The organism is Alishewanella agri BL06 (assembly GCF_000272005.1).
Classification (GTDB): domain Bacteria; phylum Pseudomonadota; class Gammaproteobacteria; order Enterobacterales; family Alteromonadaceae; genus Alishewanella; species Alishewanella agri.
In genome coordinates, this window is sequence record NZ_AKKU01000011.1 from 41,338 (window position 1) to 65,120 (window position 23,783).

Annotated in this window: 20 protein-coding genes; 1 reads left to right on the top strand and 19 read right to left on the bottom strand. The window is 46.7% G+C overall.

Annotated features, from left to right (window positions below; translation table 11 throughout):
• Nucleotides 1–21 precede the first annotated feature (21 nt).
• The 13 genes from AGRI_RS04720 to rfbD form a co-directional block, all read right to left on the bottom strand.
• Complete coding sequence (locus AGRI_RS04720) at nt 22–591, bottom strand: acyltransferase (protein ID WP_008983858.1); 570 nt, start codon at nt 589–591, stop codon at nt 22–24.
• Nucleotides 575–1,672: a DegT/DnrJ/EryC1/StrS family aminotransferase gene (locus AGRI_RS04725; protein WP_008983859.1), complete on the bottom strand. Its 1,098-nt coding sequence runs from the start codon at nt 1,670–1,672 to the stop codon at nt 575–577. Before AGRI_RS04725 ends, AGRI_RS04720 begins: the two co-directional genes overlap by 17 nt.
• A complete protein-coding gene (gene rfbA, locus AGRI_RS04730; RefSeq protein WP_008983860.1) occupies nt 1,669–2,538 on the bottom strand; it encodes a glucose-1-phosphate thymidylyltransferase RfbA in 870 nt (289 codons plus the stop codon). The genes AGRI_RS04725 and rfbA overlap by 4 nt, the downstream gene beginning before the upstream one ends.
• A 3-nt stretch (nt 2,539–2,541) precedes the next feature.
• Nucleotides 2,542–3,612, bottom strand: coding sequence for a dTDP-glucose 4,6-dehydratase (gene rfbB, locus AGRI_RS04735; protein ID WP_008983861.1), 1,071 nt, complete (start codon nt 3,610–3,612; stop codon nt 2,542–2,544).
• 1 nt (nt 3,613) lies between these two features.
• The gene (locus AGRI_RS04740) at nt 3,614–4,636 is read right to left on the bottom strand and encodes an NAD-dependent epimerase/dehydratase family protein (RefSeq protein ID WP_008983862.1); all 1,023 of its coding nucleotides are present in this window, start codon (nt 4,634–4,636) and stop codon (nt 3,614–3,616) included.
• A 14-nt stretch (nt 4,637–4,650) separates the two neighbouring features.
• Nucleotides 4,651–5,928 (bottom strand): Vi polysaccharide biosynthesis UDP-N-acetylglucosamine C-6 dehydrogenase TviB, encoded by a 1,278-nt coding sequence (gene tviB / locus AGRI_RS04745; protein WP_156808356.1) that lies wholly within the window; start codon nt 5,926–5,928, stop codon nt 4,651–4,653.
• An 18-nt stretch (nt 5,929–5,946) separates the two neighbouring features.
• A complete protein-coding gene (locus AGRI_RS04750) occupies nt 5,947–6,876 on the bottom strand; it encodes a Wzz/FepE/Etk N-terminal domain-containing protein (RefSeq protein ID WP_008983864.1) in 930 nt (309 codons plus the stop codon).
• A gap of 71 nt (nt 6,877–6,947) precedes the next feature.
• Nucleotides 6,948–9,674: a polysaccharide biosynthesis/export family protein gene (locus tag AGRI_RS04755; RefSeq protein WP_008983865.1), complete on the bottom strand. Its 2,727-nt coding sequence runs from the start codon at nt 9,672–9,674 to the stop codon at nt 6,948–6,950.
• A 171-nt stretch (nt 9,675–9,845) separates the two neighbouring features.
• Nucleotides 9,846–10,340 carry a transcription/translation regulatory transformer protein RfaH gene (gene rfaH / locus AGRI_RS04760; protein ID WP_008983866.1) on the bottom strand — a complete coding sequence of 165 codons (495 nt, stop codon included), beginning with the start codon at nt 10,338–10,340 and terminating at the stop codon, nt 9,846–9,848.
• A 102-nt stretch (nt 10,341–10,442) separates the two neighbouring features.
• Nucleotides 10,443–11,789, bottom strand: a complete 1,347-nt coding sequence (locus AGRI_RS04765; RefSeq protein ID WP_008983867.1) for a capsule assembly Wzi family protein — start codon at nt 11,787–11,789, stop codon at nt 10,443–10,445.
• 162 nt (nt 11,790–11,951) lie between these two features.
• Entirely contained in the window at nt 11,952–12,476 is a 525-nt protein-coding gene (gene rfbC / locus AGRI_RS04770; RefSeq protein ID WP_008983868.1) for a dTDP-4-dehydrorhamnose 3,5-epimerase, read from the bottom strand.
• Between the two features lie 88 nt (nt 12,477–12,564).
• On the bottom strand, nt 12,565–13,587 hold the full coding sequence (gene rfbB / locus AGRI_RS04775; protein ID WP_008983869.1) for a dTDP-glucose 4,6-dehydratase: 1,023 nt from the start codon (nt 13,585–13,587) through the stop codon (nt 12,565–12,567).
• Nucleotides 13,588–13,599: 12 nt separating this feature from the next.
• Nucleotides 13,600–14,490, bottom strand: a complete 891-nt coding sequence (gene rfbD / locus AGRI_RS04780; RefSeq protein WP_008983870.1) for a dTDP-4-dehydrorhamnose reductase — start codon at nt 14,488–14,490, stop codon at nt 13,600–13,602.
• Between the two features lie 145 nt (nt 14,491–14,635).
• Between rfbD and wecC the strand changes: the two genes are divergently transcribed.
• Nucleotides 14,636–15,883, top strand: a complete 1,248-nt coding sequence (wecC, locus tag AGRI_RS04785; protein ID WP_008983871.1) for a UDP-N-acetyl-D-mannosamine dehydrogenase — start codon at nt 14,636–14,638, stop codon at nt 15,881–15,883.
• A 71-nt stretch (nt 15,884–15,954) separates the two neighbouring features.
• On the opposite strand, the gene AGRI_RS04790 is transcribed toward wecC, so the two are convergent.
• From AGRI_RS04790 to cysD, 6 genes are all read right to left on the bottom strand, one after another.
• A complete protein-coding gene (locus AGRI_RS04790) occupies nt 15,955–17,370 on the bottom strand; it encodes a phosphomannomutase (RefSeq protein WP_008983872.1) in 1,416 nt (471 codons plus the stop codon).
• A gap of 71 nt (nt 17,371–17,441) precedes the next feature.
• Nucleotides 17,442–18,854, bottom strand: coding sequence for a mannose-1-phosphate guanylyltransferase/mannose-6-phosphate isomerase (locus AGRI_RS04795; RefSeq protein WP_008983873.1), 1,413 nt, complete (start codon nt 18,852–18,854; stop codon nt 17,442–17,444).
• Nucleotides 18,855–18,932: 78 nt separating this feature from the next.
• Nucleotides 18,933–19,580: a transposase gene (locus AGRI_RS04800; protein WP_050979280.1), complete on the bottom strand. Its 648-nt coding sequence runs from the start codon at nt 19,578–19,580 to the stop codon at nt 18,933–18,935.
• A gap of 144 nt (nt 19,581–19,724) precedes the next feature.
• Nucleotides 19,725–21,452, bottom strand: a complete 1,728-nt coding sequence (locus tag AGRI_RS04805) for an SLC13 family permease (protein ID WP_008983875.1) — start codon at nt 21,450–21,452, stop codon at nt 19,725–19,727.
• A 1-nt stretch (nt 21,453) separates the two neighbouring features.
• The gene (gene cysN / locus AGRI_RS04810; protein WP_008983876.1) at nt 21,454–22,857 is read right to left on the bottom strand and encodes a sulfate adenylyltransferase subunit CysN; all 1,404 of its coding nucleotides are present in this window, start codon (nt 22,855–22,857) and stop codon (nt 21,454–21,456) included.
• Nucleotides 22,857–23,765 (bottom strand): sulfate adenylyltransferase subunit CysD, encoded by a 909-nt coding sequence (gene cysD / locus AGRI_RS04815; protein ID WP_008983877.1) that lies wholly within the window; start codon nt 23,763–23,765, stop codon nt 22,857–22,859. Before cysD ends, cysN begins: the two co-directional genes overlap by 1 nt.
• Between the last annotated feature and the right edge of the window lie 18 nt (nt 23,766–23,783).

Genomic DNA, 23,783 nt, shown 5'->3' on the forward strand with positions numbered 1-23,783 from the left:
CATGCAAAGTTACTTCAAAATTTATTGACAAAGTAAGTCGACAAATAACTTTTCAAGCTCGAGTAAATTTTTTTTTCTTTCTTTAATATATTTTAAAGGTGTACCTGCAAATATCGACCATGGTTTACAATGACCTTTTACGACACTTAGAGCGCCAATTGCAACGCCATCTGCTAATGTAGAGCCAGGCAAAATCACACTGCCACACCCAACAATTACGTGTCTTTCTAACGTAACGGCTTCATTTTCGACATTCTTGTATTTGTCAGGAATACATGGATTTGTCATAGTTTCGCCTGAGTAATCATCACTAGAGCTATATATCGAAACTCGTGAAGATAGATTAGCGAAATCTTTAATCACTATTGGCGCTTTGCCAATTAAACTGGTGTAAACAGCAATATGAATATGACTGCCTATGTCTACTCCGCCATCCCCTGCAGATATGACAACAAAATCATCGATTCTTACATTGTCGCCAATGGAGACATTCTTAGCATTAAAAATGCTCGCCTTCGTAGAAATACGGACATTCTTACCGACTTTTCTGAAGCCTAACTCTTTTAGCTCGTTATCAGATAGAATCGGCATACAAAGCCTTCTTTACACCTGTAACCACTGCATGGACTTCATTATCGTTCATGTCAAAATATAAAGGTAAGCACAATGTACGCTCTGCATAGCTTTCTGAAACTTCACATCTCGCAAACTTCTGCATTCTATAATGTTCAATCGTATTGATAGAAGGGTTGAAGTAACGTCTTGCTATAATTCCGCTATCGGCCAAACCTTTTAAAACGGCTGTACATTCTTCTTTACTTGAGAACGTAACCGGCATGTATGCACCATTCAACGTTGACTGATTATGCCAACTTGGCTGGGTGACAATATCCTTTAATTGTGCACAGTACTCAACAAAGAGTGCTTTTCTATGAGAGATTATGTTGTCAATGTCATCAAGAACTGCTAGCCCCATAGCAGCATGAACCTCACTCATTTTGGTATTTATACCGCTATCATTTATGTTCATGGTTTTTGTATCAATACCAAAGTTGGTCATCAACAACGCTCGTTCATAGTCGTCACTGTTCTTAAAAATTACAGCGCCTCCTTCAACGGTGTGAAAAACTTTTGTTGCATGAAAACTGAGTGTTGACGCATCGCCATAATTAAGTACGCTGGTACCATTGACATTAACGCCGAATGCATGAGCTGCGTCATAAATGACTTTGAGATCTTTCTTTGCACTGAGCGCCTGAAAAGCATCAACATCGCAGGGGTTACCATATACATGCACCGGTACTATTGCGGTCGTATAATCATCAATAGCTTTTTCGGCATGATGAGGACACAAGTTGTAACTTTCTGCGTTTATATCAGCAAAATTTGGTGCAATGCCTTCCCATGCAAGACTGCTACTCGTTGCAATAAAAGTGAAAGGTGTCGTAACTGCATTCCCTTTAAGATTAAATACCTTATAAGCTAGCTGCATAGCGAGAGTACCATTCGCCACCAGAAGTAGATTTTTCACCCCTAAGTATTCTTCAAGTCTAACCTTAAGTTCTTGTACAAGAGGTCCATTATTTGTTAGCCAAGCTCTCTGATATACGCGCTCAAGATAATGTGTATATTTATCAAATGCCGGGAGGTAGGGTTTGTTGACAGGTATCATTTTGTTTTAACTAACTCCGCTAAATATTGTCCATAACTGTTTTTTGCCATAGTACTTGATATCCGAACAATATCATCTGCAGTTAGCCAGCCATTCAGATATGCTATCTCTTCAAGAACTGCAACTTTGAAACCCTGTCTATGCTCTATTGTTTGCACGAAGGATGAAGCTTCCAGTAGGCTGTCATAGGTACCGGTATCTAACCAGGCAAACCCTCGACCCAACATCTCAACATTTAGAGAGCCTTGCTTTAAATATTCTCTATTCACGCAGGTTATCTCTAGCTCGCCTCGAGCTGAGGGCGATATACTCTTTGCAATATCAATTACCGTATTGTCGTAAAAATATAGACCGGTAACAGCATAATTAGACTTGGGTTTTACCGGTTTTTCTTCTATGGATATGGCTTTTTTGTTGTCATCGAATTCAACAACTCCAAAACGTTCGGGGTCACGAACCTGATATCCAAAGACCGTAGCGCCTGTTGTACGGGATGACGCTTGTTTTAACTTGGGGCTAAAACCCTGACCATAGAAAATGTTATCGCCAAGAACTAAACAAACACTGTCGTTACCAATAAACCGCTCCCCTATTAAGAAAGCTTGGGCGAGGCCATCGGGGCTTGGCTGAATTGCATAACTTAGATTTATACCAAAATCACTCCCATCCCCCAACAAACGCTGAAAACCTGGTTGGTCCTCGGGTGTAGTAATGATGAGAATATCTCGAATGCCAGCTAGCATTAATACTGACAATGGATAATAGATCATTGGTTTATCATAAACAGGTAATAGCTGTTTAGAAACGCCTCTCGTTATAGGATAAAGCCGGGTACCAGAGCCTCCGGCTAGTACAATACCTTTCATACGCTAAATTCCCTTCCCTAAGCGCTCTAATTTATAACTACCATCCAGGACAGATTGCCACCAACTTTTATTATCCAAGTACCATTTTACTGTCTTCCTCAACCCTGTTTCAAACGTCTCTTCCGGTCTCCAGCCAAGTTCTCGCTCAATTTTACTCGCATCTATAGCGTAGCGCAGGTCATGCCCCGGTCGATCTTTCACGTGAGTAATTAAACTCTCGTAGCTTGGAATATTCAGTGTTGAATGTTGAACGGGTAATAGCTCTTCCAAAATTTTACAGATGGTCTTAACAACCTCAATGTTCTGTTTTTCGTTATGGCCACCAATATTATAAGTCTCACCAACTGTACCCTCTGTAACAACCTTATAGAGTGCACGAGCATGGTCGTCTACATACAGCCAATCGCGGACCTGATTCCCCTCTCCATACACTGGCAATGGCTTCCCGGCTAATGCATTTAGAATAATTAATGGAATCAGTTTTTCTGGGAAATGGTAAGGACCATAGTTATTTGAACAATTAGTTACAATAACAGGCAAGCCATAAGTACGGCACCAGGCGCGTACTAAATGATCTGAGCTGGCTTTACTGGCAGAATAAGGACTGCTGGGCGCATAAGGAGTAGACTCAGTAAACAAATCATCTGTACCGTGTAAATCGCCATACACTTCATCCGTAGAGATATGATGAAATCTGAATGACTGTTTGCGTTCGTCTGGTAAGGCTCTCCAATAATTTCGAGATGCTTCCAACAGTGTATAAGTGCCAATAATATTGGTTTCAATGAAAGCCGCAGGACCATCAATAGACCTATCCACATGACTCTCGGCCGCTAAATGCATTATGGCATCAGGTTGATGTTTAGCAAACAGTGAGTCCATTGCCTCCGCATTGCAAATATCAGCTTTTTCGAAAACATATCGCTCATCATGTGCTACGTCGGCAACCGAATTGAGATTGCCCGCATAGGTCAATTTATCAACGTTCACTACCGAGTTGTTGGTATTTTTAATTATGTGACGTACAACGGCTGAACCAATAAATCCCGCACCGCCTGTTACTAACAATTTCATCTTATTTACTCATAAAATTTATGTACCACGGCATTGCAGCCGTAATACCGTGCTTAATGACATGAGTCGGCTCAAACTGCAGGAGCATTTTAGCCTTGCTGACATCTGCTTGAGAATGTCGTACATCGCCAGCACGAAACTCTCGATAAACCGGAGACTTAGAAACAACAATACCGTTGGTTTCTAATGCTTGTTTTATCGAACGGAACAAATCATTTAGTGTTGTTCTGTCACCTACTGCAACGTTATACACTTGATCTTTTGCATTATCAGGAGCTGTTGCTGCCAAAATATTGGCTTGAACTGTGTTTTCGATAAAACAGAAATCGCGACTGGTTTCGCCATCGCCATTTATGTAGACATCATCGCCGTTAATCATTGCAGCTGTCCATTTGGGGATTACCGCTGCATAAGCACCATTTGGATCTTGCCGCTTACCAAATACATTAAAATACCGAAGACCTATACATTTAAACCCATAGCTGCGAGCAAAAACGTTTGCATAAAGTTCGTTTACATACTTGGTAACCGCATAGGGCGACAGCGGATTACCGATATTCTCTTCTACCTTAGGAAGTGCTGGATGGTCCCCATAAGTTGAGCTACTGGCTGCATAGGTAAAACTTTTCACAGCTGCATCTCGAGCAGCAACAAGAATATTTAAGAAGCCGGTAATGTTAGCAGCATTTGATGTAATAGGGTCGGCAATGGATCGTGGAACAGAACCTAATGCAGCTTGATGTAATACGTAATCAACGCCTTCGACCGCTTTCTGGCAATCTTCAAGATTACGAATATCACCTTTAATAAAGCTAAAACGAGACCACTGCTCCGTGCTGACCAAGCTTTTAACTTCATCCAGGTTGTGCTGATAACCTGTAGCAAAGTTGTCTAAACCAACAACTTTCTGATTTAATTTCAATAGAGTTTCAAGAAGATTTGACCCTATAAAGCCTGCTACACCAGTAATTAGCCAGACTTTAGGAGCCCCAAGCAGCTGCTGCTTAATTTTATCGTAATACATGAACCAATAACCCTTTAAAGACGCATATCAACTGACTCTGCCGGTAAAACATACTTCAAATCATAAAGTACACTCTCCTTCTTAGTCAGCGCTTTGATACCAGCAGCACCCATTTCGCGAAACTCTTTATGCCCTACAGCCAGTATTACTGCGTCGTATGCCCCGGTCTCTGGCCGATTAAGCGGTGTGATACCATATTCATGCATGGCTTCCTCGCTATTTACCCAAGGGTCAAAGACGTCAGCATCAACGCCAAAGTCTTTTAGCTCAGCCAGAATATCAACCACCTTAGTGTTTCGAATATCTGGGCAGTTTTCTTTAAAAGTTAAACCCATCACCAGTACTTTAGCACCTGCAACGTGAATACGACGCTTAATCATTGCTTTAACCAGCTCACCAACGACATAACGGCCCATACTGTCATTAATACGGCGACCGGCAAGGATGACTTCAGGGTGGTAGCCTATCGCTTGAGCTTTATGAGTTAAATAATATGGGTCCACGCCTATACAATGTCCACCAACTAAGCCCGGGCGAAAGGGCAGGAAATTCCATTTAGTACCCGCGGCTAATAAAACCTCTTCAGTATCAATTCCAAGCTTGTTGAAAATAACTGCCAGTTCGTTTATCAGGGCAATATTTAAATCACGCTGGGTATTTTCAATAACTTTGGCAGCCTCCGCCACTCGAATAGAGCTGGCTTTATAGGTGCCTGCCGTAATGATGCTGCGGTAAAGGTTATCTACCAACTCTGCAATTTCAGGAGTTGAACCTGACGTCACCTTTTTAATAGTAGTAACACGATGTTCTTTGTCACCCGGGTTTATCCGCTCAGGGCTGTAACCTGCAAAAAAATCCACGTTATATTTTAGGCCTGATACCCGCTCTATGACAGGAATACAATCTTCTTCAGTGGCACCGGGATAAACTGTAGATTCATAGATAACCACATCGCCAGGTTTAATAACCTCACCTAAGGTTTCCGACGCCTTTACCAATGGAGTCAAATCAGGTTGACGATGTTCATCTATCGGCGTTGGTACCGTAACAATAAAAATATTAGCACGGCGTAAATCAGATATTTCGTTGCTGTAGCTCAGCCTGCTTGCTAAAGCGAGTTCGCCTCTACTCACTTCTAAGGTATGATCCTCGCCCCGCTTCAACTCACTGATGCGAGCCTGGTTAATATCAAAACCCAAAGTTTGATAGTGCTTACCAAATTCAACCGCAAGCGGTAAACCAACATAACCCAAGCCAATAATGGCGATATGTGCATCATTCAATTTCAACATTTGTTAATCCAGATTCAATTACTTTCGACTAAAATAACGTACTAAAACAATTAATGCGCTTAGCATAAAACCTAACATAGCCGCTAAAATGCAAATTAGAGCTCTAGCAGGCTTAGATTTTTTTTCTGCTACTACAGCCGGATCCACAGTTTTGAAAACATATTCATCACGCACATTGGCTAGCATCACGGTTTTCGTTTGCTCTTCGATCAGCGAGTACAACATGGTGCGAACATCCGCAAGGTTTGTTTGCGCAATTTGGCTGTTTAGATATGCAATACTACGTTCCGCTTCAGCTAGCTCACGGGTACGCATCTCTTCATTAATTGCTTTTACTATGCTATCTGCCCAGTTTTTTGCTAAATAAGGTGAGAAATGTTCAACACTTAACTTTACCATGCCGGACGTTTTATCTTGGTTTACTGAAAATAGTTTTTTAAACTCTTCAACTGTTTCCAGTGTACTTGGCTTGGGTTGGAACGGAGCATTAACCTTGCGAACCCATTGCTGAGTTTGCTCATCGTAAATTTTAGGGTCTAATAGAAGTTTATCATTTGTACGGTTCCATCCTTCTGCGGCCATAATAGGTAAATACAAATCGTTTTGCTCAATAAAACGGCCGATAAACTCGCGGGATTTAAGGATCTCCATTGCTAAACCGGTTTTGTCGCCACCGCCCAAACCGCCTAAATTAACCCCTGCCAGCGCAGCTAAACCACCTAATTGACCTGGAATTTTTAAGCCGGCATCTTCAGCTACTGGTGCTAATGTAACTTCACTTTTATAAACATTAGGTAGACTTAAAGCATAAAACACAGCTGCTACCGAAAACAGTAAGGTAGTTACAATAATAATCCACTTGCCTTGCCACAACGCTCTAAAAAGCTCACGTAAATCGATTTCATCGTCTGCAACCTGAGAATTCGGTTGTGTTAGTTGTTCAGACATAAGGGTCCTTGTTAGTAGTTTCGGCCTCCAGTGCTACTCGCACACCAGAGACAGCTGCTAAGCCATAATGATTAGAATGAATTTAGTGCCGCAATTGCCACCGCAGTTTGGTAGAAAATCTGCGTTACCTGTGCCCACATACTCAGGCCATCCTTATATTCGGTATCCAGTGGCATAATAATGGTATCGCCCGGTTTTAAGTCGTTGTTAGCTGTACCGAACCAGCGATTCTGAGTTGGAACCATAACCGAGCCGTCGGCACGGATTACAAATACCCGTTTTTCGTCGGCACGTTTGCGTGAACCTCCGGCAAGAGCCAGATAGTCATTTACACTCATGCCGGCACGGAAACGATGGGAGCCAGGATGCTGAACTTCGCCCATTACCGTTACTGAGTTCTGCGTACGAGGAACAAAGAGAGCGTCACCGTCTTCCATTTCTATATCAAAATCGGCTCGACCTAGCATAATTTGTTCTAAATCGATTACCAGACGCCCCACCGGTTCAATGGTTTGCAATTCGTTAATCAGAGCCAGTGGTGGCGAAGCTGCCGCACCCAGTGCATTGGTATTGGTTAAGGCTTTACTCGCGATATCGGCTTTTAATTGTGCCAGCAAGCGTTCGGCTTGTTGTTTCTCGCGTTCTTTAATATTGTTACGTGTAAATACCGCACCATATGGATACGCATTCTCGGTAAAACCACCGGCACGCTGAATAACGTCTGATAGCTTTTCACCTTTTATTACTTGATAAGTTCCCGGAAACTTAACTTCACCTTGCAAGTTTACCAGGCGAACTTTTGACCAGTCCGGAATAGACAATACGTTAAGCCTATCGCGGCTTTGCAATGCAAGATCTGCTTCTGGGTTATTTAGCATTTCAGCAAGATTGATATTGATATTTTGTTGAGTCATACCACTTTGCTGTACTTGCTGACCAGAAAAACGGCTTAGCTCGGCCCGATTTAAATAAGCGGAGTTTGTTAGCCCGCCTGCCGCAATCAGTAAGGCACTAACAGATGCATTACTTGTTAACGGGTATTCGCCCGGCACTTTAACATCACCACTAATAGACACTACTGGAATAGCCTGTAGATTATTACTTTGCTTACGTAGTTGCTGCAGCAATGGAAACAATAGTTCCCTTCGGGTCAAATGCTTGGAAAATTCAATATATTTAGAGTCTACATATATTTGGCTAAGCATGTTCGCCACAAAGTTTTCAATGATACTCTCAGCTGATACGTCTTGTGACTCGGTTGCGAACTGTGACGCACCGATTACAGCGGTACGCGCTTCGATATTACGGAAATTATTTGCCGCGATATCGCCCGATAAAAGTGTATTGTTAGCCAGTTGAGCCAGATGTTCTTGCACACCACGACGAATAAAGGCATTTAGGCTTTCACGCTGATAACTTGCATTAGCTTGGTTAAAAACGACAACAATATCCTGAGGCTGCAGCAGCACCGGCTTCGCCGGCGTTTGTTGATTGTAGGCCAACGCCTCTGCCAGGTTAAACTGCATAACAACAACGTCGCCCCGGATATTCTGTTTACGAATTAACAGTGCGTAGTCGGTATCTGTTGTGTTGAGTAAATCGGACCAACTATTAGAAATAACCTGGTGCAAATGTAAACCTGACCGCCAAGCTACATGCCCAGGACGGGCAACCGCACCTGCCAACGTAATTTGCTCATGAATCCGGTTTGGTTGCTCTGGCACCAGAATACGGTCACCGGTTACTAAATTTAACTGTTGTTGTTGGCTATTATTAAAGTCAATAGTTAACAACTCCCGGCCTGCTGCGGTGGCTCGTTGCAGTGATAATGCATTAGTTTGCGCTCCGGGCTGCAGGCCACCTGCCATTTTAACCAGTGTTGACAGGTTGTCATCTGCAGCCAACTCATAATGTGCAGGGCGTCGTACTTCCCCTTCAATGGTAACAACTTTACCGACTGGGCTAATAAAAAGAACATCGCCATGCTGCAGCAGTATGTCGTTTTTATTCTGGCCATTTAACAGCAGGTCGTATAAATCGAAGGTGCTAACGATTTGCCCGTTACGGGTAACACGTATGTTACGCAGGCTACCGATTTCTGAAACACCACCACTAACAAACAAGGCTTGAGTTACCGAAGTAAGCGCCGACACCGCGTACATACCTGGGTTTTTCGCCTCGCCTGCGACAAAAATATTAATGGTGCGAAGCTGACCCATGGTAACGGCTGCTTGCAAGCCAATATTCGCTTCAGTTAAGCGGGTACGAATTAAGTTACTGGCTTGCAAAAAGGTTAAGCCCGCAACGTTAACAGGGCCTAGATCAGGCAAATTAACATTACCTTCGCGGTTTACCACCAACTCAAGATTATCGTTTTGCTTGCCATACAGCTGTAGTAAAAGGGTGTCGTCTGGCCCCAATCGATAATTTTCTGGGACCGGTGCATTAGCTACGGGCGCAAAAGTGCTAACGTTCGCATCGAACAGGTTTGCACCAAAGCGCTGCAAACCCTCTGGGCGAGTTGTTGAAACCCGTTCGGTGAAACTTGGCTGTCTGTCATTTCCTTGCTTTAACGGCATTACGGCTTCGTCTTGTAAGCGATCTGCAGCACCAACATTACCAAGTTGAGAAATATCAATACCATATTGCTTGGCAAGGGCCTCTTGCTGAGCTTTAGGTAACGCTTTGAACTGTTCGATTTGTGCTGCGCTGGGTTGCTGCGCCATGACACTGGCAGCCATAAAGAGTGCTGCAGTACTCACAACCAGTTTGCGAAAAAAACTTTTAGACAACCTCATTCACTTGCTTCCGTTTTTAGTTGATTATGCATTTACAGCCTTTAGGTATGCTACCGCCCCTGAGTTGAGCGCCCCAGTACTGACTGTTATATTTTCCAGCGGGAGTATACCTTAACTCTCCCTTCGATTTTACTATTTTAACGCTGGCATTAACCTGGTTAGCGCCAGCTTTCAGCTGTTTTTGTTTAAGTCTTTATTTTCAAAGCTGAGCTGCAACTGCTGCCCCAGGAAATTTAGCAGAATGATACTGCGCTGCTCCCCATCTGCTTGCTGAAACACTGCGTTTAAACTAGCGAAGGGACCATTAAGAATTTCTAACGTATCGCCGGGTTGAAACGGCTGTGTTGGTGTTTGCTGTTGCAAAACAATTTGCTGCTGTAATAAGTTATGCACCAATGCTGATGGCACGCGGGCAAGTGTATCACCAAAACGAACTAAGCCCGCAACGCCACGCGTACTTCGAATGGTAGACAAGTTCAGGGCTTTTGGGCATTTCAAAAAAATATATCGAGGGAACAGCGGTTCATTTATCTCCACTGTTTTACCGGCACGAAGTTTCTTCACCAAGATATGCGGTGCAAAGCTTTCAAACCCCTGGTTAGCGAGATGTTGCTGGGCGCGCTGCTCTTGCCGGGATTTGCTATATAATAGATACCAACTGTCCATAGAGTACTACTTCCTTAATGCTGGCGTAGATGGTAAAGCTGAACAGCGCAGGACGTCAATTGTTTCATCCGACCAACCAACTAACCGCTGATTTTATCACCATCACCAGCGCCATTCCCATCGGGCGCCAACCGCATGATCAAATTCTGTACTGCCACTCTCCTGTTTAGCACGCTGTAACTGGTAGTCGATACTAACTAAGCCTTTTAGCAAGGGTCGTTGGTATCCGGCTTGTATAGCAGCAGGATCAACTAATTGTTCTTGCAGAGCAACATTTTGTTGCGAGGTACCTTTACTGAACTTAAGGTAGCCACTTTCACCCGACGGTGTAGTAATTTGTACGCCAGCGACCCATTCGCTTTTAAGTGCGGCTTGTAACTGGCCAGGCTGGATAAATAACCATTGGCTGTAGTCAGCAGAAATATATTGGTACTCAGTGAAAAAACGCAGTAATACAAACTGATTACCTAAATGATACTGTGCGCCGGTTAGCCAACCGGTTGCCTTTTTCTCACTTCGCTGGCTGGAGAACTCAGCATAAAGCGCGGTTTGGATGTTCAGGTGATATCGTAAATCCAAACCAAGGGTAGTTATATTTTCTGTTGGTAGCTGGTCAAAAAAGGGTTCCTGCATGCTTTGCTGGTCAAGCTTAGGCTGCAATTTTCGACCAGTTATCCCAACTTCTAAATCAGCTAGTGGTTTTAAGCCAATTCGGCTGGCCAGATAGGTTGCATGACGGGTTGGAGCCGTGCCGGCAAATTCACCATATTGCAAATTAAACTGTACGGCGCCAAGTGAACTTAGGCGTTGGTGCAGTGGTAAATTCGGATTAAGACGACTTATTTGTAAGCTTTTTGCCGGGCGTTGCTGGTTGTTAAAATTAAAACTACTGTGAATAGCCGGCCCCCACCACTGTTGATGAATAGCGGCCATCATTACCCAATTACCGGCAGTATATGCACCATAGCTACCGTCCCAACTTGAGTCGTTGCTGGAAAAACTGTTAGCATCGTAAGCGTTATGATTGAATTGTTTATAGATGCCGGTAGTCCAGTTATTATCTTTTAGTTCTGCGCCGACACTAATCATTGCTTCTTGCTGATATTGATTGCCAAAGCTTCTTTGACCCTGAGCATTTTCGCTGGCTGCCACAGCTAAACTTTTTATTTGGTCTTGTTTTGCAAAAGCGGCGGCAGATTTTATTCGTAAATAGGCATGGAGTTGAGCATCATTGAGAAGCTGCGTATCAATGGCGGCGAGGTCTTCTAATATCGGCTGCCACATTATTGGCCAGGTATTTACTGGTGTATTGATATGGCCAGAATTCGCCAATAGATGAATACTTTGCTGCAAAAATTGGTCGTCTGTTTTTACCCATGGTGTGGCTTGCAGCCCCGGAGCCAAACTTAAACCCAAGGTTGCCAAAACTGCTTTTGATAAAACTCGCATCTTACATAAACATCCTGTACGGGCGTATTACCCGCGGCAATGCTACCAAACCGCTGTAGGGGTTACAAGTTTTGAGTTATCCACACGTCTCCGGTACCGGTCGGAGGTCAGATGTCAGACCGGTACCGGAGACATGTGGATAATATATTGCATTTTTAATTATTACCAATCAGCATTCGGGGCTTGGCTATCTTTTTCTGACAGGATAGCGTCTTGTAATGGCCAACTTATGTTGAGTTTGGGGTCAAACGGCTGGAACACGCCTTCGTCCGAAGGATTGTAATAGCTGCTGGTTTTGTAAAACACTAGGTTGGTGCTGTCGAGTGCCTGAAAGCCGTGCGCAAATCCTGCAGGGATCCAGAGCTGTTGCGGGTTGTCGGCACTAAGGATGATACCCTGCCACTGGCCATAGGTGGGAGAATTTGGTCGGATATCGACCATGACATCGTAAATGCGGCCTTGTAATACGGTAACTAGCTTGCCTTGCGGCTGTTGCCGCTGAAAATGCATCCCTCTGATTACTCCCCTGGTTGAGTGTGACAAGTTGTCCTGAACCAAAGCCTCGGTTATACCCAGCTCCTCGTAGCGCTGCTGCACATATAACTCTTGGAAATATCCGCGCTGGTCGCGGTATTGGGTTTGGCTAAGTAGCAGGCAGCCGGGTAAGGAGGTTTCAAGAATCTTCATTGCAGCTCAGATTTATAATGTAGTTATCCACACGTCTTCGACACCTGTGTATAAAATGTGCGACTTATCCACTGGTGTCGGACACCGGTCAGAGGTCGAGCCTGTTTTGCAGGTACCAGATTACCGTTTTTCGCAGGCCGCTGGCAAAGCTTTCTTGCGGCTGCCAGCCTAGCTCGCGATGTATTTTACTGGCGTCGATGGCGTAGCGTTGGTCGTGGCCGGGGCGATCGGCTACATGGGTGATTAATGTTGAATGTTTAGTGTTGAATGTTGAATGTTGCTTTGGGGCGAGTTCGTCCAGTAGTGCGCAGATGGCTTTTACTACGTCGATGTTTTTGATTTCGTTGTGGCCGCCGATGTTGTAGGTTTGCCCTACTTTGCCTTTGGTCAAAACGGTAAGCAGCGCTCGGGCGTGATCTTCTACAAATAGCCAGTCGCGAATTTGTTCGCCGTTGCCGTATACCGGCATAGGTTCACCTGCCAGGGCTTTGCTGATCATAAGCGGGATCAGTTTTTCGCGGTTTTGATAAGGGCCGTAGTTATTAGAGCAGTTGGTGATCAAAATTGGTAAGTTGTAAGTGCGATGCCAGGCCCGTACCAGATGATCGCTGGCGGCCTTGCTGGCCGAATAGGGGCTGCTGGGAGCATAGGGTGTGCTTTCAGTAAAAAGATCGTTACTACCGGCCAGGTCGCCAAATACTTCATCGGTGGAGATATGCTGAAACCGAAAATTGGCGTTAACTGCGGCTGGGGCTTGCTGCAGGTATGCCCTACTCGCTTCCAATAAGGTGTAGGTTCCGATGATATTGGTATTGATAAAGTCTGCCGGGCCAGTAATGGAGCGGTCGACATGGCTTTCTGCGGCCAAATGCATAACGGCAGCTGGCTGAAATTGCTGAAATAAGCTGTCTAGAGCGGCACGGTCACAAATATCGGTTTGTGAAAAATAATAGCGGGGCGAGGCCTCGATGTCGGATAACGCAGCCAAATCTGCGGCATAGGTTAGCTTATCGATGTTAACCAGGGTGTAGTCGGTTGCCTGAAATAGGTGTCTTAGCAGGGCTGAGCCAATAAAACCCGCGCCACCTGTTACAAAAATAACTTTTGCCATATTACCTTATTTTTAATCTGTTACTTTATGTGAGGCTGGGCTTTGCAGCCGGGTTAGCGCCGGCTTTAAACTGTCGCGCCAGGATGGCACTGGTGTATTAAAGTGCTGCTGAATTTTACCACTGGCCAAGGCGCTAAAGGCTGGCCGGCTAGCGGCAGTTGGATAGGCGCTAGTTTGAATGGGTTCGACCTGACATTCAAGCCCGGCATCGTGGAAAATGGCGCAGGCAAAATCGTACCAGCTGGTAATGCCGTTATTGGCGTAATGCCAAAGCTGTGGCGGGTTAAATAGGGGCTGCTTTGCGGCTGCCGCCATTTGTAATAGCGCGGCAGCCAGATCGCTGGCATAGGTTGGGCTACCATACTGGTCGGCAACCACTTTGAGCGGTTTTCGGCATTGGCCTAGCCTAAGCATGGTTTTTACAAAATTGCTGCCAAATTCCGAATAGAGCCAGCTGGTGCGGATAATCGCCCCTTTGCAGCCACTTTGCAGCAGCGCTTGTTCGCCGGCCAATTTACTGGCGCCGTAAACTGACTTGGGTGCTGGGCTATCTTGCTCGGTATACGGATGCGCCTGCTCACCGGAGAAAACATAATCTGTACTGATGTGCAGCAACACGATATTGTACAGGGCGGCTTGCGCTGCAAGGTTCGCCACGCCATCGCAGTTGATGCGGTAGGCTTGTGCCGGCTCGGCTTCGGCTTTATCTACTGCAGTATAGGCAGCGCAATTAATGATAACCTGTGGTTGGTAGCGCGTAATGGCTTGCCTGATACTGGCAGTATCACAAATATCAACTTCGCTGCGCCCGGTGCTGATAAGCGCTAATGCAGGAAACCCAGCCGCTTCGGCTTTTAGCGCCTGGCCTAGCTGGCCATTGGCGCCTAATAACAATACTTTCATAGCTATACGTCTCCGGCTCCAGTCAGACCTCCGACCGGTACCGGAGACGGTAGCGGTGAAGAGAATTTTGGTTGGTAAATTGTATATTCATTTTCGCGGCTTTATGATGGTTATATCACTTCTCTAGCGTTATAAGGATCGGATAATGCTGTCTTCTTTTGCAAAAGTTTCTGTCATCGGCCTGGGTTATATCGGTTTACCTACTGCAGCGGTTATCGCTTCACGCGGCGTTGAGGTGGTAGGTATCGATGTGTCTGAGCATGCGGTTAATACCATTAACCAGGGCAAAATTCATATCATCGAACCAGATTTAGATATGCTGGTACAGGCCGCGGTAACCACGGGTAAGCTGCGGGCCTCGTTAACTCCGGAGCCGGCCCAGGCCTTTATGATTGCCGTACCTACGCCCTTTAAAGATGATAAAGCGCCGGATTTAAGTTATATCCGCTCGGCGCTGGAGAATATTGCGCCTGTTATCGAAAAGGGGAATTTAATTATTCTGGAGTCGACTTCGCCGGTTGGTACCACTGAGCAAATCGCCCAATGGCTGTCGGAACTTCGCCCGGATTTAAAAGTACCGCTGGACCCTTCTGACAGTGCTGATGTGTTTATCGCCCACTGCCCGGAGCGAGTGCTGCCTGGCCGGGTATTACAGGAACTGGTAAGTAACGACCGGATTATCGGTGGTATTACCGATCGCTGTGCCGAAAAAGCGATGGGCTTATACCAGCTGTTTGTGCGTGGCGAATGCTTGCGTACCAATGCGCGCACTGCCGAGATGGCGAAGTTAACTGAAAACGCCTTTCGTGATGTTAATATCGCCTTCGCTAACGAGCTATCGCTGATTTGTGATGAGTTAAAAATTAACGTTTGGGAACTGATTAAGCTGGCGAACCGCCACCCTCGGGTAAATATCCTCAGCCCAGGCCCTGGTGTGGGCGGCCACTGTATTGCGGTTGACCCTTGGTTTATTGTCGACTCAGCACCTGCGCTGGCGCGGATGATTCGTACCGCGCGTGAAATTAACGACAGTAAGCCGCATTATGTTATCAACAAGGTGAAAGAAGCGGCAGATCAATTTAAACGCCCGGTAATTGCTTGTTTGGGTTTGGCGTTTAAAGCGGATATTGATGACTTGCGCGAGAGCCCGGCGCTGGATATCGCTGAGCATTTGATCAATGACAATGTTGGTGAAATTCTGTTGGTGGAGCCTAATATCAAGGCTTTACCAAAACGCTTAAGCCAGCACAATGATAAGCTGACTACCCTGCCAAAAGCCTTAGAGCGCGCCAATGTGCTGGTGGTGCTGGTTGATCATCGTCAGTTCAAAGCATTGCACATTAACGATGTAACCACCAAAGTCGTCATTGATACCCGCGGCATCTTCGGCTAGTTCCCCACACTTATCCACAGCACTCCGGTACCGGTAGGACCTCTGACCGGTACCGGAGACGTGTGGATAAGTTAGTTGAGTTTTATTTTGGTGCCAAGATGTGCCAGATGTTTGGCAGTGATATCGGTATCAGCTTCGCTGTAAATTCTAAGTTCAGGTGCATTGCCTGAGGCTCTGAAATGCAGAATATGGCCATTATTCAGGGTAAGACGAACACCGTCAGTTTGATCGATATCTTGCGTGGTTGTGTCTGTCATTCCCAATTGCTGCAAAATAAGTTCAGGCTGAGACGCCGCGATAGCCAGCAGCTTTTGGCTTAGTTCCGCCGGAACATTTTGGATGCGTTCACTGGCAGTAAAGCGTTGTGGCAACTCCCGACTCAGAGCTGATAATGGTTTACCTTCAGCGAGCAGCATAATAGCGATAAAAGGGAGTAAAGCATCACGGGTGGGTAATGCCGATAGCTCGTGGCTGTTTACTTTGATGTCAGACGCCAGTAAAAATCCCCCATTTGCCTCGAAGCCCGCTACGCTGGCATATTGACGCTGTAATAGCTGCATGCCCTCAATAACATAAGGCGAGCCTATCCGGGTGCGCTGTACCTCAGTAAAATTACCGCACAAATCGATGGCACTATTGGCATTTATCGGTACGGCCAAAGCCTGTATTTTCAGCGCTTTGGCGGTGAGCAAGCCAACCGTATCCCCACGCAGCCAATTACCGTTTTCATCAGCAATAAGTGGCCGGTCACCATCGCCGTCAGTTGAAAAAATAGCATCAAACCGATAAGTTGTTGCCCATTTCCGGGCTTTTTGTTGGTCAGCTTCTGAGACTGCTTCGGTATCGATGGGGACAAAGTGATCGGTACGCTCCAGCCGGGTAACCTTAGCACCAAGCTCAGTAAGTAGTTGATGATACAGGTCGCGCCCGGCACTGGAGTGTTCGTAAATGCCGATATGTTTACCTTTGAGGCAGTTTACCGGGCAGATTTCCCGATATCGTTGCAAATAGGCATGCGCCGCTTTGCCATCGGCAGTAAGTGTGCTTGGCATGGTATGCAGCAGCGTGTCAGCACAGCTGAGAATACTTTGCTCATCCGCTTTACTGATTTCGCCATCGGGCCGATAGAATTTAATACCATTACGGTCGAATGGAATATGACTACCGGTAATCATAATCGCAGGTATCTGCTCTTTAGCCGCCTGCAATGCTAATGCCGGTGTCGGTAACACACCGTAATAATGAACAGCTAAACCCATCGCCTGAGCCATAGCTGCACAATGTTGCGCCATAACCGGGCTACTTGGGCGGTTGTCGATACCGATAGCCACTGCAGAGAATGAGTAACGCCTCGCCATTGTCTGTAAAAAGCTTTGAGTAAAGGCAGAACACACTGTTGGCGAAAAGTCTTTTACCAGCCCCCGCGCGCCGCTGGTGCCAAAGGCGATACCACTGCAATGTATAATATCACTTAGTTTTCTACTCATAACCCCTCAGTTATCCACAGCACTCCGGTACCGGTATGACCTCTGACCGGTACCGGAGACGTGTGGATAAGTTAGCTGCGGCCGTAGCGATCGGAGAAACGGACGATATCGTCTTCGCCTAAGTAGGCGCCGGATTGAACTTCAATAAGTTCAAGCGGTATTTTCCCTGGGTTTTCCAGCGAATGCACTGCGCCGATAGGTATGTACACCGACTGGTTTTCAGTGAGCAACTGCTCATGCTCATTAATAGTGACTCTCGCTGTGCCGTGCACTACTATCCAGTGTTCAGCCCGGTGATGATGCATTTGAATAGACAATTTTTCGCCTGGCTTCACGCTAATATGTTTAACCTGATAGCGGCTGCCATTGTCAATACTATCGTATTTGCCCCAGGGTCTGTATACCTCACGGTGGATATAATGCTCACTACGGCCTGCGGCTTTAAGTTGTTGCACGATGTTTTTTACATCTTGCACCTTATCTTTGGCTGCAACTAATACAGCATCTTTTGTTTGGATGACAACGGTGTTCTGCAGCCCCACTGTTGCTACAATACCGGTTTCGGCATAGACATAATTGTGTTGAGAATTATGCTGAAACACCTGCCCCAGATGAACATTGTGCGCTTGGTCTTTGCTACTGATCTCCCAGAGCGAAGACCAGGAGCCAACGTCGCTCCAGCCAGCAGCCATTGGCACTACCACTGCCTTAGTTGTTTTTTCCATGACAGCGTAGTCGATTGAGTCTGCGACGCACGCTGAAAAGGCTTCTTTATCTACCCGGATAAAATCAAGATCTGGCTCAACATTAGAGATAGCCGCCTCGCATGCAGCTAAGATTTCTGGTCGGAATTGTTTAAGCTCAGCCAAGTAAACACTGGCTTTAAACATAAACATTCCGCTATTCCAGTAATACTCGCCACTCTCTAAATACTGCTGAGCTGTTGTTAAACCGGGTTTCTCAACAAATTCTGCCACGCTAAAAGCTTGATCTGTCGGGGAAGTTGCTACCCCGCGACGAATATAGCCATAGCCCGTTTCAGCCGCTGTTGGGACTATGCCAAACGTAACCAGCTGATCGGCCTGCGCCAGGGTAGTCGCCTTTGCTATCGCCTGATGAAAGGTTTCACTGTCTTGAATTACGTGGTCTGCCGCAAGAACAAGCAATAGCGGATCTTGCCCTTGTCTAATAGCGGTAAGTGCAGCTAGGGCAATAGCTGGTGCGGTATTACGCCCCACAGGCTCAAGAATAATGTTATGGTTTAGCCTGTCAATCTGTCGCAACTGTTCGGCGGCAATGAAACGGTGCTCTTCGTTACAGATGACTAGAGGTGTTTCAAACTCTAAGCCCTGTAAACGCTGTACCGTGGCTTGCAACATGGTAGTGTCGCCACACAGTTTAAGAAACTGCTTTGGCATTAACTCACGGGATAAAGGCCATAAGCGGCTACCAGTGCCACCGGCCATAATAACGGGTAAAAGCATGCTCGATCCTTGACGTCGTTTTTTATGCAGTTACTTTAAATCATCGCAAGAATTAAGCAAACACTCTTGAAGAAGAACTTATCCACATGTCTCCGGTACCGGTCCGACGAGTTTCGAAACAATCGGGCTGACTCGATTTTTCGATAATGCACTTCGAATAGCACTGAGTTCTTGCTCGCTGATCGGTTGAGTGAACAACTCACGATAAGCTTTCAATCGGTTAAAAGTGGTATCACCCAATGCCTGATAGGTGCGGTGAGGCTCAAGAATATTCGACTTCATACCACAAGCATTACTGTGAAAGCTTGACCAATGATATCCACCGGGCGAACTAACCAGGCCAGCGCGCACTGGATTGAGTTCGATGTAGCGATAACAGGCGAGTAGATAGTAGTCACTTTCGATGACACTGGCGAAATATTTACCATCCCATACCGTGCCGCTGCGTGCTTTAGTTGTATTGAAATAGCCAGCAAACTTCCGCCCCAGGCACTGCATAAAATGTGGTACTTCCGCCCCATCCTCCGGCGTAACCAGCAAATGATAATGATTAGACATCAGCACAAAGGCATGAAGTTTCACCGAAAACTCTTGTAATTTATTACATAAGATACTGAAAAACATTGCTTTGTCGGCCTCACAGCCGAAGCAAGGCATACGATTATGCCCCCGATTAACAATATGATAGGGCATTCCACTTACGAAACAACGCGGTTTGCGAGCCATTATATTAACCTTATGTTAAATAAATTTTAAAATAGATGATGAATTAGCTGATTGCAAATCGAGCCATGAGTGGTACGAGGTCTAGCCGGTACCGGAGACATGTGGATAAAGTGGTCAGACCGGTACCGGAGACGTGTGGATAAGTTAGAAGGGGAAAACCAGTGGGATTAGCAGAATGCTGACCAGCAAGTAGGTGGCGGCGACAGGCGCACCGACTTTTACGAAGTGTTTCAGCTGATAGTTGCCGGCGTTAAACACCATCAGGTTAGTTTGATAGCCATACGGCGTAATAAAGCTGGCGGATGCAGCAAAGGCAACCCCCATTACCATTGGCATGGTATTGATTCCCAGGCCTTCGGCCAAGCTAAAGGCAATGGGGAACATCAGAGCGGCGGCTGCATTATTGGTGATGACTTCGGTTAGGGCGTAAGTGAGCAGCATAATGCCGATAAAGGTTAACAATGGCGACTGCCCAGCCAGCGCCTCGCTGGCAAACTGACTGATAAGCGCCGAAAGCCCCGTCGTGTTCATTGCAGTGGCAATACTCAGCGCGCCACAGACAATCAACCAGATTTCTACCGGAAAGCGGCGTTTAATTTCATTTACCGATAAGCAACCGCTGAACAGCAGCACCGCAAGTAAAAAGATACTGGCACCTAATAGCGAAATATCGGTTAGCACACTGACGGCGATCATCGCCGCAAAGCCCCACCAGGTCAGCTTCTCCCGCCAGCCGCTTAACATGTGATCCGGCTTTATTCCTGATAACACATAGAAGTTTTTACTGAGGTTTTGTCGCCCAGCGAAATCCGGGCCGGTTGCCAGCAGCAAAAAATCACCGGCTTTGAGCTCAACGTCGCCGAGCTTGCCACTTACCCTGCCCCCTTCACGGCGCAGCGCAACAACGGCTGCATCAAAGCGTGCCCGAAAGCCGGTATCTTTTAAGCTCTGGCCGATCAGAGCTGAGTCTTCTTTGATAATCACTTCAGTCAGTTGTTGTGTTGCCAGGCCATTCTCCTCGGCGAATAACTGCAGTCCCGGAAATTGCTTTAAGCTTTGCACTTTTTGCACATTACCGCTGAAGATAAGCTTATCGCCGGCTTCTAGCAGATGATAGCGGGCGACCGGGCGGACTAACTGGCTACCACGCACGATCTCAGCTAAAAACAGCTCATCAAGATTACGTAATCCGGCTTCTTCGACCGTTTTTCCTATCAAAGGCGAATCATTACTGAGCTTGGCCTCTAACAGATACTCGGTAATTTTTTCCCGGTTTAGCGCCGCATCCGGCAAACAGCGACTGCAGACTAACAGCACCACACCACCGGCGATCACTACGCCAAGGCCAATTAGCGTAAAGTCAAAAAAGGCAAAACCCGGCTCACCTTTTTCGGTAAGCATCGAATGCACAATCAGGTTAGTTGAGGTGCCGATCAGGGTTAAGGTGCCGCCCATAATAGCGGCATAAGATAATGGGATCAGGAGTTTAGACGGCGACACCTTTTTATTTGATAACACCGCGTTGAGCATAGCGGCTACCACCGCCGTGTTATTTAACACTGACGATGCCAAGGCTGAGAAACCAACAGTGCGCAGCACTGAGCCTTGGACTGAATCGGTAAACAGATAACCCGATAAGCGGCGTAGCAGGCTGGTTTTTTCCAGGGCGTAGGATATCAGCACCAACAGCACCAGCGTTGCCAGGCCGGGGTTAGCGGCATTGCGTAGCAGCTCGTTAGTACCAATAAAGCCGCTGGCCAGCATGACTAAAATGGCGGCACCGAACACCTCGGTAGCATGTTGCTGAAAGCGTATTAACGCGACCAGCAACAGCCCCAGCAGTAACACCATCAGCAGTGCACTGCTTAGCATCTTAGTGTTTACTCAGCTGAGGGAAGTGCTTACGCAGCAATAATATAAGCTCTTTCTCGAACTCACTTAAGCCAGTAATCTCTTCTTCCGGAGCAACCTCGGCTACTAACGGCGCCTCAATCATCCCCGCCCCCAGCGTCAGGTTGCTTAAGCGGTCGATAATAATGAAGGCACCGGTTTGCTTATTTTTGCTGTACGCATCAAATGCCATCGGCTCGGTCAGTTTTACATCCACCAGACCAATTTCGTTCATCGCCAGCACTTCCGCATTTTTCTCAGCCAACGTATTCACATCAATACGGTGATGCAGCTTTTCAATCTCGCCGGAGGTGGTTTTGCAGGCAAACTTAATGTAGTACTGCCGCTCTGGCTTCATGGCGTTCTCATGCATCCAAATCAGCCTGGCCCGTAAGCGCGATGACACATGTGGCAAGGCATCTTTTTTCACCAACATATTACCGCGGCTGATATCCACTTCATCGTTGAGTGTCAGCGTGACCGCCTGGCCGGCATAAGCGGCGTCAAGGTTGCCGTCAAAGGTAACAATCTCTTTTACGGTGGAAACCGTGCCAGATGGCAACACCCGCACCGCATCGCCTATCGCGACACTGCCCGAGGCGATAGTGCCCTGAAAGCCACGAAAATCCGAGTTCGGCCGGCTGACCAGCTGTACCGGGAAACGAAAATCTTCATTGGCAACCGGGCTGATGTCGATATTCTCTAAATACTGCATCAGCGTTGAACCACGGAACCAGCTCAGTTTCTCGCTGGGATTGACCACGTTATCGCCCTCGAGCGCCGAAATGGGCACAAAGCGGATATCCGGGATATCCAAAGCACCGGCCAGTTTCAGGTAGTCTTCCTGAATTTCCTTATAGCGGCTTTGCGAGTAATCGACCAAATCCATTTTATTAATCGCCACGATGACATGCTTAATGCCCAGCAAGGAGCAAATAAAGCTGTGACGCCGGGTCTGCGTTTGTACGCCCTTGCGTGCATCAATCAGAATAATCGCCAAATCACAGGTCGAAGCACCGGTAGCCATATTGCGGGTGTACTGCTCATGGCCCGGCGTATCAGCAATAATAAACTTGCGCTTGTCGGTGGAGAAATAGCGGTACGCCACATCAATGGTAATGCCCTGCTCGCGCTCAGATTGCAAGCCATCGACCAGCAACGCCAAATCGACTTTATTGCCCTGGGTGCCGACTTTTTTACTATCCTCGGTAATCGCCGCCAGCTGGTCCTCAAAAATCATTTTGCTGTCATGCAGCAAGCGGCCAATCAGCGTGCTTTTACCATCATCGACACTGCCGCAGGTAATAAAGCGCAGCAACTGCTTGTTTTCATGCTGCTTTAAGTAGGCCAGGATATCCTGTTCAATTAACGCTGAAACGTGGCTCATCAGAAATACCCCTCCATTTTCTTCTTTTCCATCGAGCCACTGCTATCGTGGTCGATAACCCGCCCCTGCCGCTCTGAGGTTTTCGTCAGCAACATTTCCTGAATAATCTCCGGCAAGGTCGCTGCTCTCGATTCCACCGCACCGGTTAACGGATAACAGCCCAGCGTTCTGAAACGGACTTGCTTCATTTGTGGCACTTCACCGTCTTTTAGCGGCATCCGCTCATCATCGACCATAATCAAGGTACCATCGCGCTCGACCACCGGCCGCGCTTTGGCAAAGTACAGCTCTGGGATGTCGATATTTTCCAGATAAATGTATTGCCAGATATCCAGCTCAGTCCAGTTCGACAACGGAAACACCCGGATACTCTCGCCTTTATCCACCCGGCCGTTGTAGATATTCCACAGCTCCGGACGCTGATTCTTTGGGTCCCAGCGGTGGTTACGGTCGCGGAACGAATAGACCCGCTCCTTGGCACGGGATTTTTCTTCATCACGCCGCGCGCCACCAAAGGCCGCATCGAACTTATATTTATCCAGCGCCTGTTTTAAGCTCTGGGTTTTCATAATATCGGTATGTTTGGCGCTGCCATGGCTAAAAGGCCCGACGTTCATTGCCAGACCATCCGGGTTGATATGCACCAATAGTTCAAAGCCGTGCTCTTTTGCCATCCGATCGCGAAAGGCAATCATCTCTTTGAATTTCCAGGTGGTATCGACATGCAACAAAGGAAACGGAATTTTGCCGGGGTAAAACGCTTTACGGGCCAGGTGCAGCAACACTGAGGAATCTTTACCGACTGAATACAGCATTACCGGGTTTTCAAACTCGGCCACCACTTCACGAAAAATTTGAATCGACTCGTTTTCGAGGGCTTTTAAATGGCTAAGGCGCTGGGCTGCCATGGTAACTCCAGATAATCA

Coding starts and splice junctions, on each gene's coding strand:
- AGRI_RS04725 (WP_008983859.1), bottom strand. CDS start 1,672: ATGATACCTGTCAACAAACCCTACCTCCCGGCATTTGATAAATATACA.
- rfbB (WP_008983861.1), bottom strand. CDS start 3,612: ATGAAATTGTTAGTAACAGGCGGTGCGGGATTTATTGGTTCAGCCGTT.
- cysN (WP_008983876.1), bottom strand. CDS start 22,857: ATGAGCCACGTTTCAGCGTTAATTGAACAGGATATCCTGGCCTACTTA.
- AGRI_RS04795 (WP_008983873.1), bottom strand. CDS start 18,854: ATGCTTTTACCCGTTATTATGGCCGGTGGCACTGGTAGCCGCTTATGG.
- AGRI_RS04765 (WP_008983867.1), bottom strand. CDS start 11,789: ATGCGAGTTTTATCAAAAGCAGTTTTGGCAACCTTGGGTTTAAGTTTG.
- cysD (WP_008983877.1), bottom strand. CDS start 23,765: ATGGCAGCCCAGCGCCTTAGCCATTTAAAAGCCCTCGAAAACGAGTCG.
- AGRI_RS04755 (WP_008983865.1), bottom strand. CDS start 9,674: ATGAGGTTGTCTAAAAGTTTTTTTCGCAAACTGGTTGTGAGTACTGCA.
- rfbD (WP_008983870.1), bottom strand. CDS start 14,490: ATGAAAGTATTGTTATTAGGCGCCAATGGCCAGCTAGGCCAGGCGCTA.
- rfbC (WP_008983868.1), bottom strand. CDS start 12,476: ATGAAGATTCTTGAAACCTCCTTACCCGGCTGCCTGCTACTTAGCCAA.
- rfbB (WP_008983869.1), bottom strand. CDS start 13,587: ATGGCAAAAGTTATTTTTGTAACAGGTGGCGCGGGTTTTATTGGCTCA.
- AGRI_RS04750 (WP_008983864.1), bottom strand. CDS start 6,876: ATGTCTGAACAACTAACACAACCGAATTCTCAGGTTGCAGACGATGAA.
- AGRI_RS04800 (WP_050979280.1), bottom strand. CDS start 19,580: ATGGCTCGCAAACCGCGTTGTTTCGTAAGTGGAATGCCCTATCATATT.
- rfaH (WP_008983866.1), bottom strand. CDS start 10,340: ATGGACAGTTGGTATCTATTATATAGCAAATCCCGGCAAGAGCAGCGC.
- AGRI_RS04740 (WP_008983862.1), bottom strand. CDS start 4,636: ATGTATTACGATAAAATTAAGCAGCAGCTGCTTGGGGCTCCTAAAGTC.
- tviB (WP_156808356.1), bottom strand. CDS start 5,928: ATGTTGAAATTGAATGATGCACATATCGCCATTATTGGCTTGGGTTAT.
- rfbA (WP_008983860.1), bottom strand. CDS start 2,538: ATGAAAGGTATTGTACTAGCCGGAGGCTCTGGTACCCGGCTTTATCCT.
- AGRI_RS04790 (WP_008983872.1), bottom strand. CDS start 17,370: ATGAGTAGAAAACTAAGTGATATTATACATTGCAGTGGTATCGCCTTT.
- AGRI_RS04805 (WP_008983875.1), bottom strand. CDS start 21,452: ATGCTAAGCAGTGCACTGCTGATGGTGTTACTGCTGGGGCTGTTGCTG.
- AGRI_RS04720 (WP_008983858.1), bottom strand. CDS start 591: ATGCCGATTCTATCTGATAACGAGCTAAAAGAGTTAGGCTTCAGAAAA.
- wecC (WP_008983871.1), top strand. CDS start 14,636: ATGCTGTCTTCTTTTGCAAAAGTTTCTGTCATCGGCCTGGGTTATATC.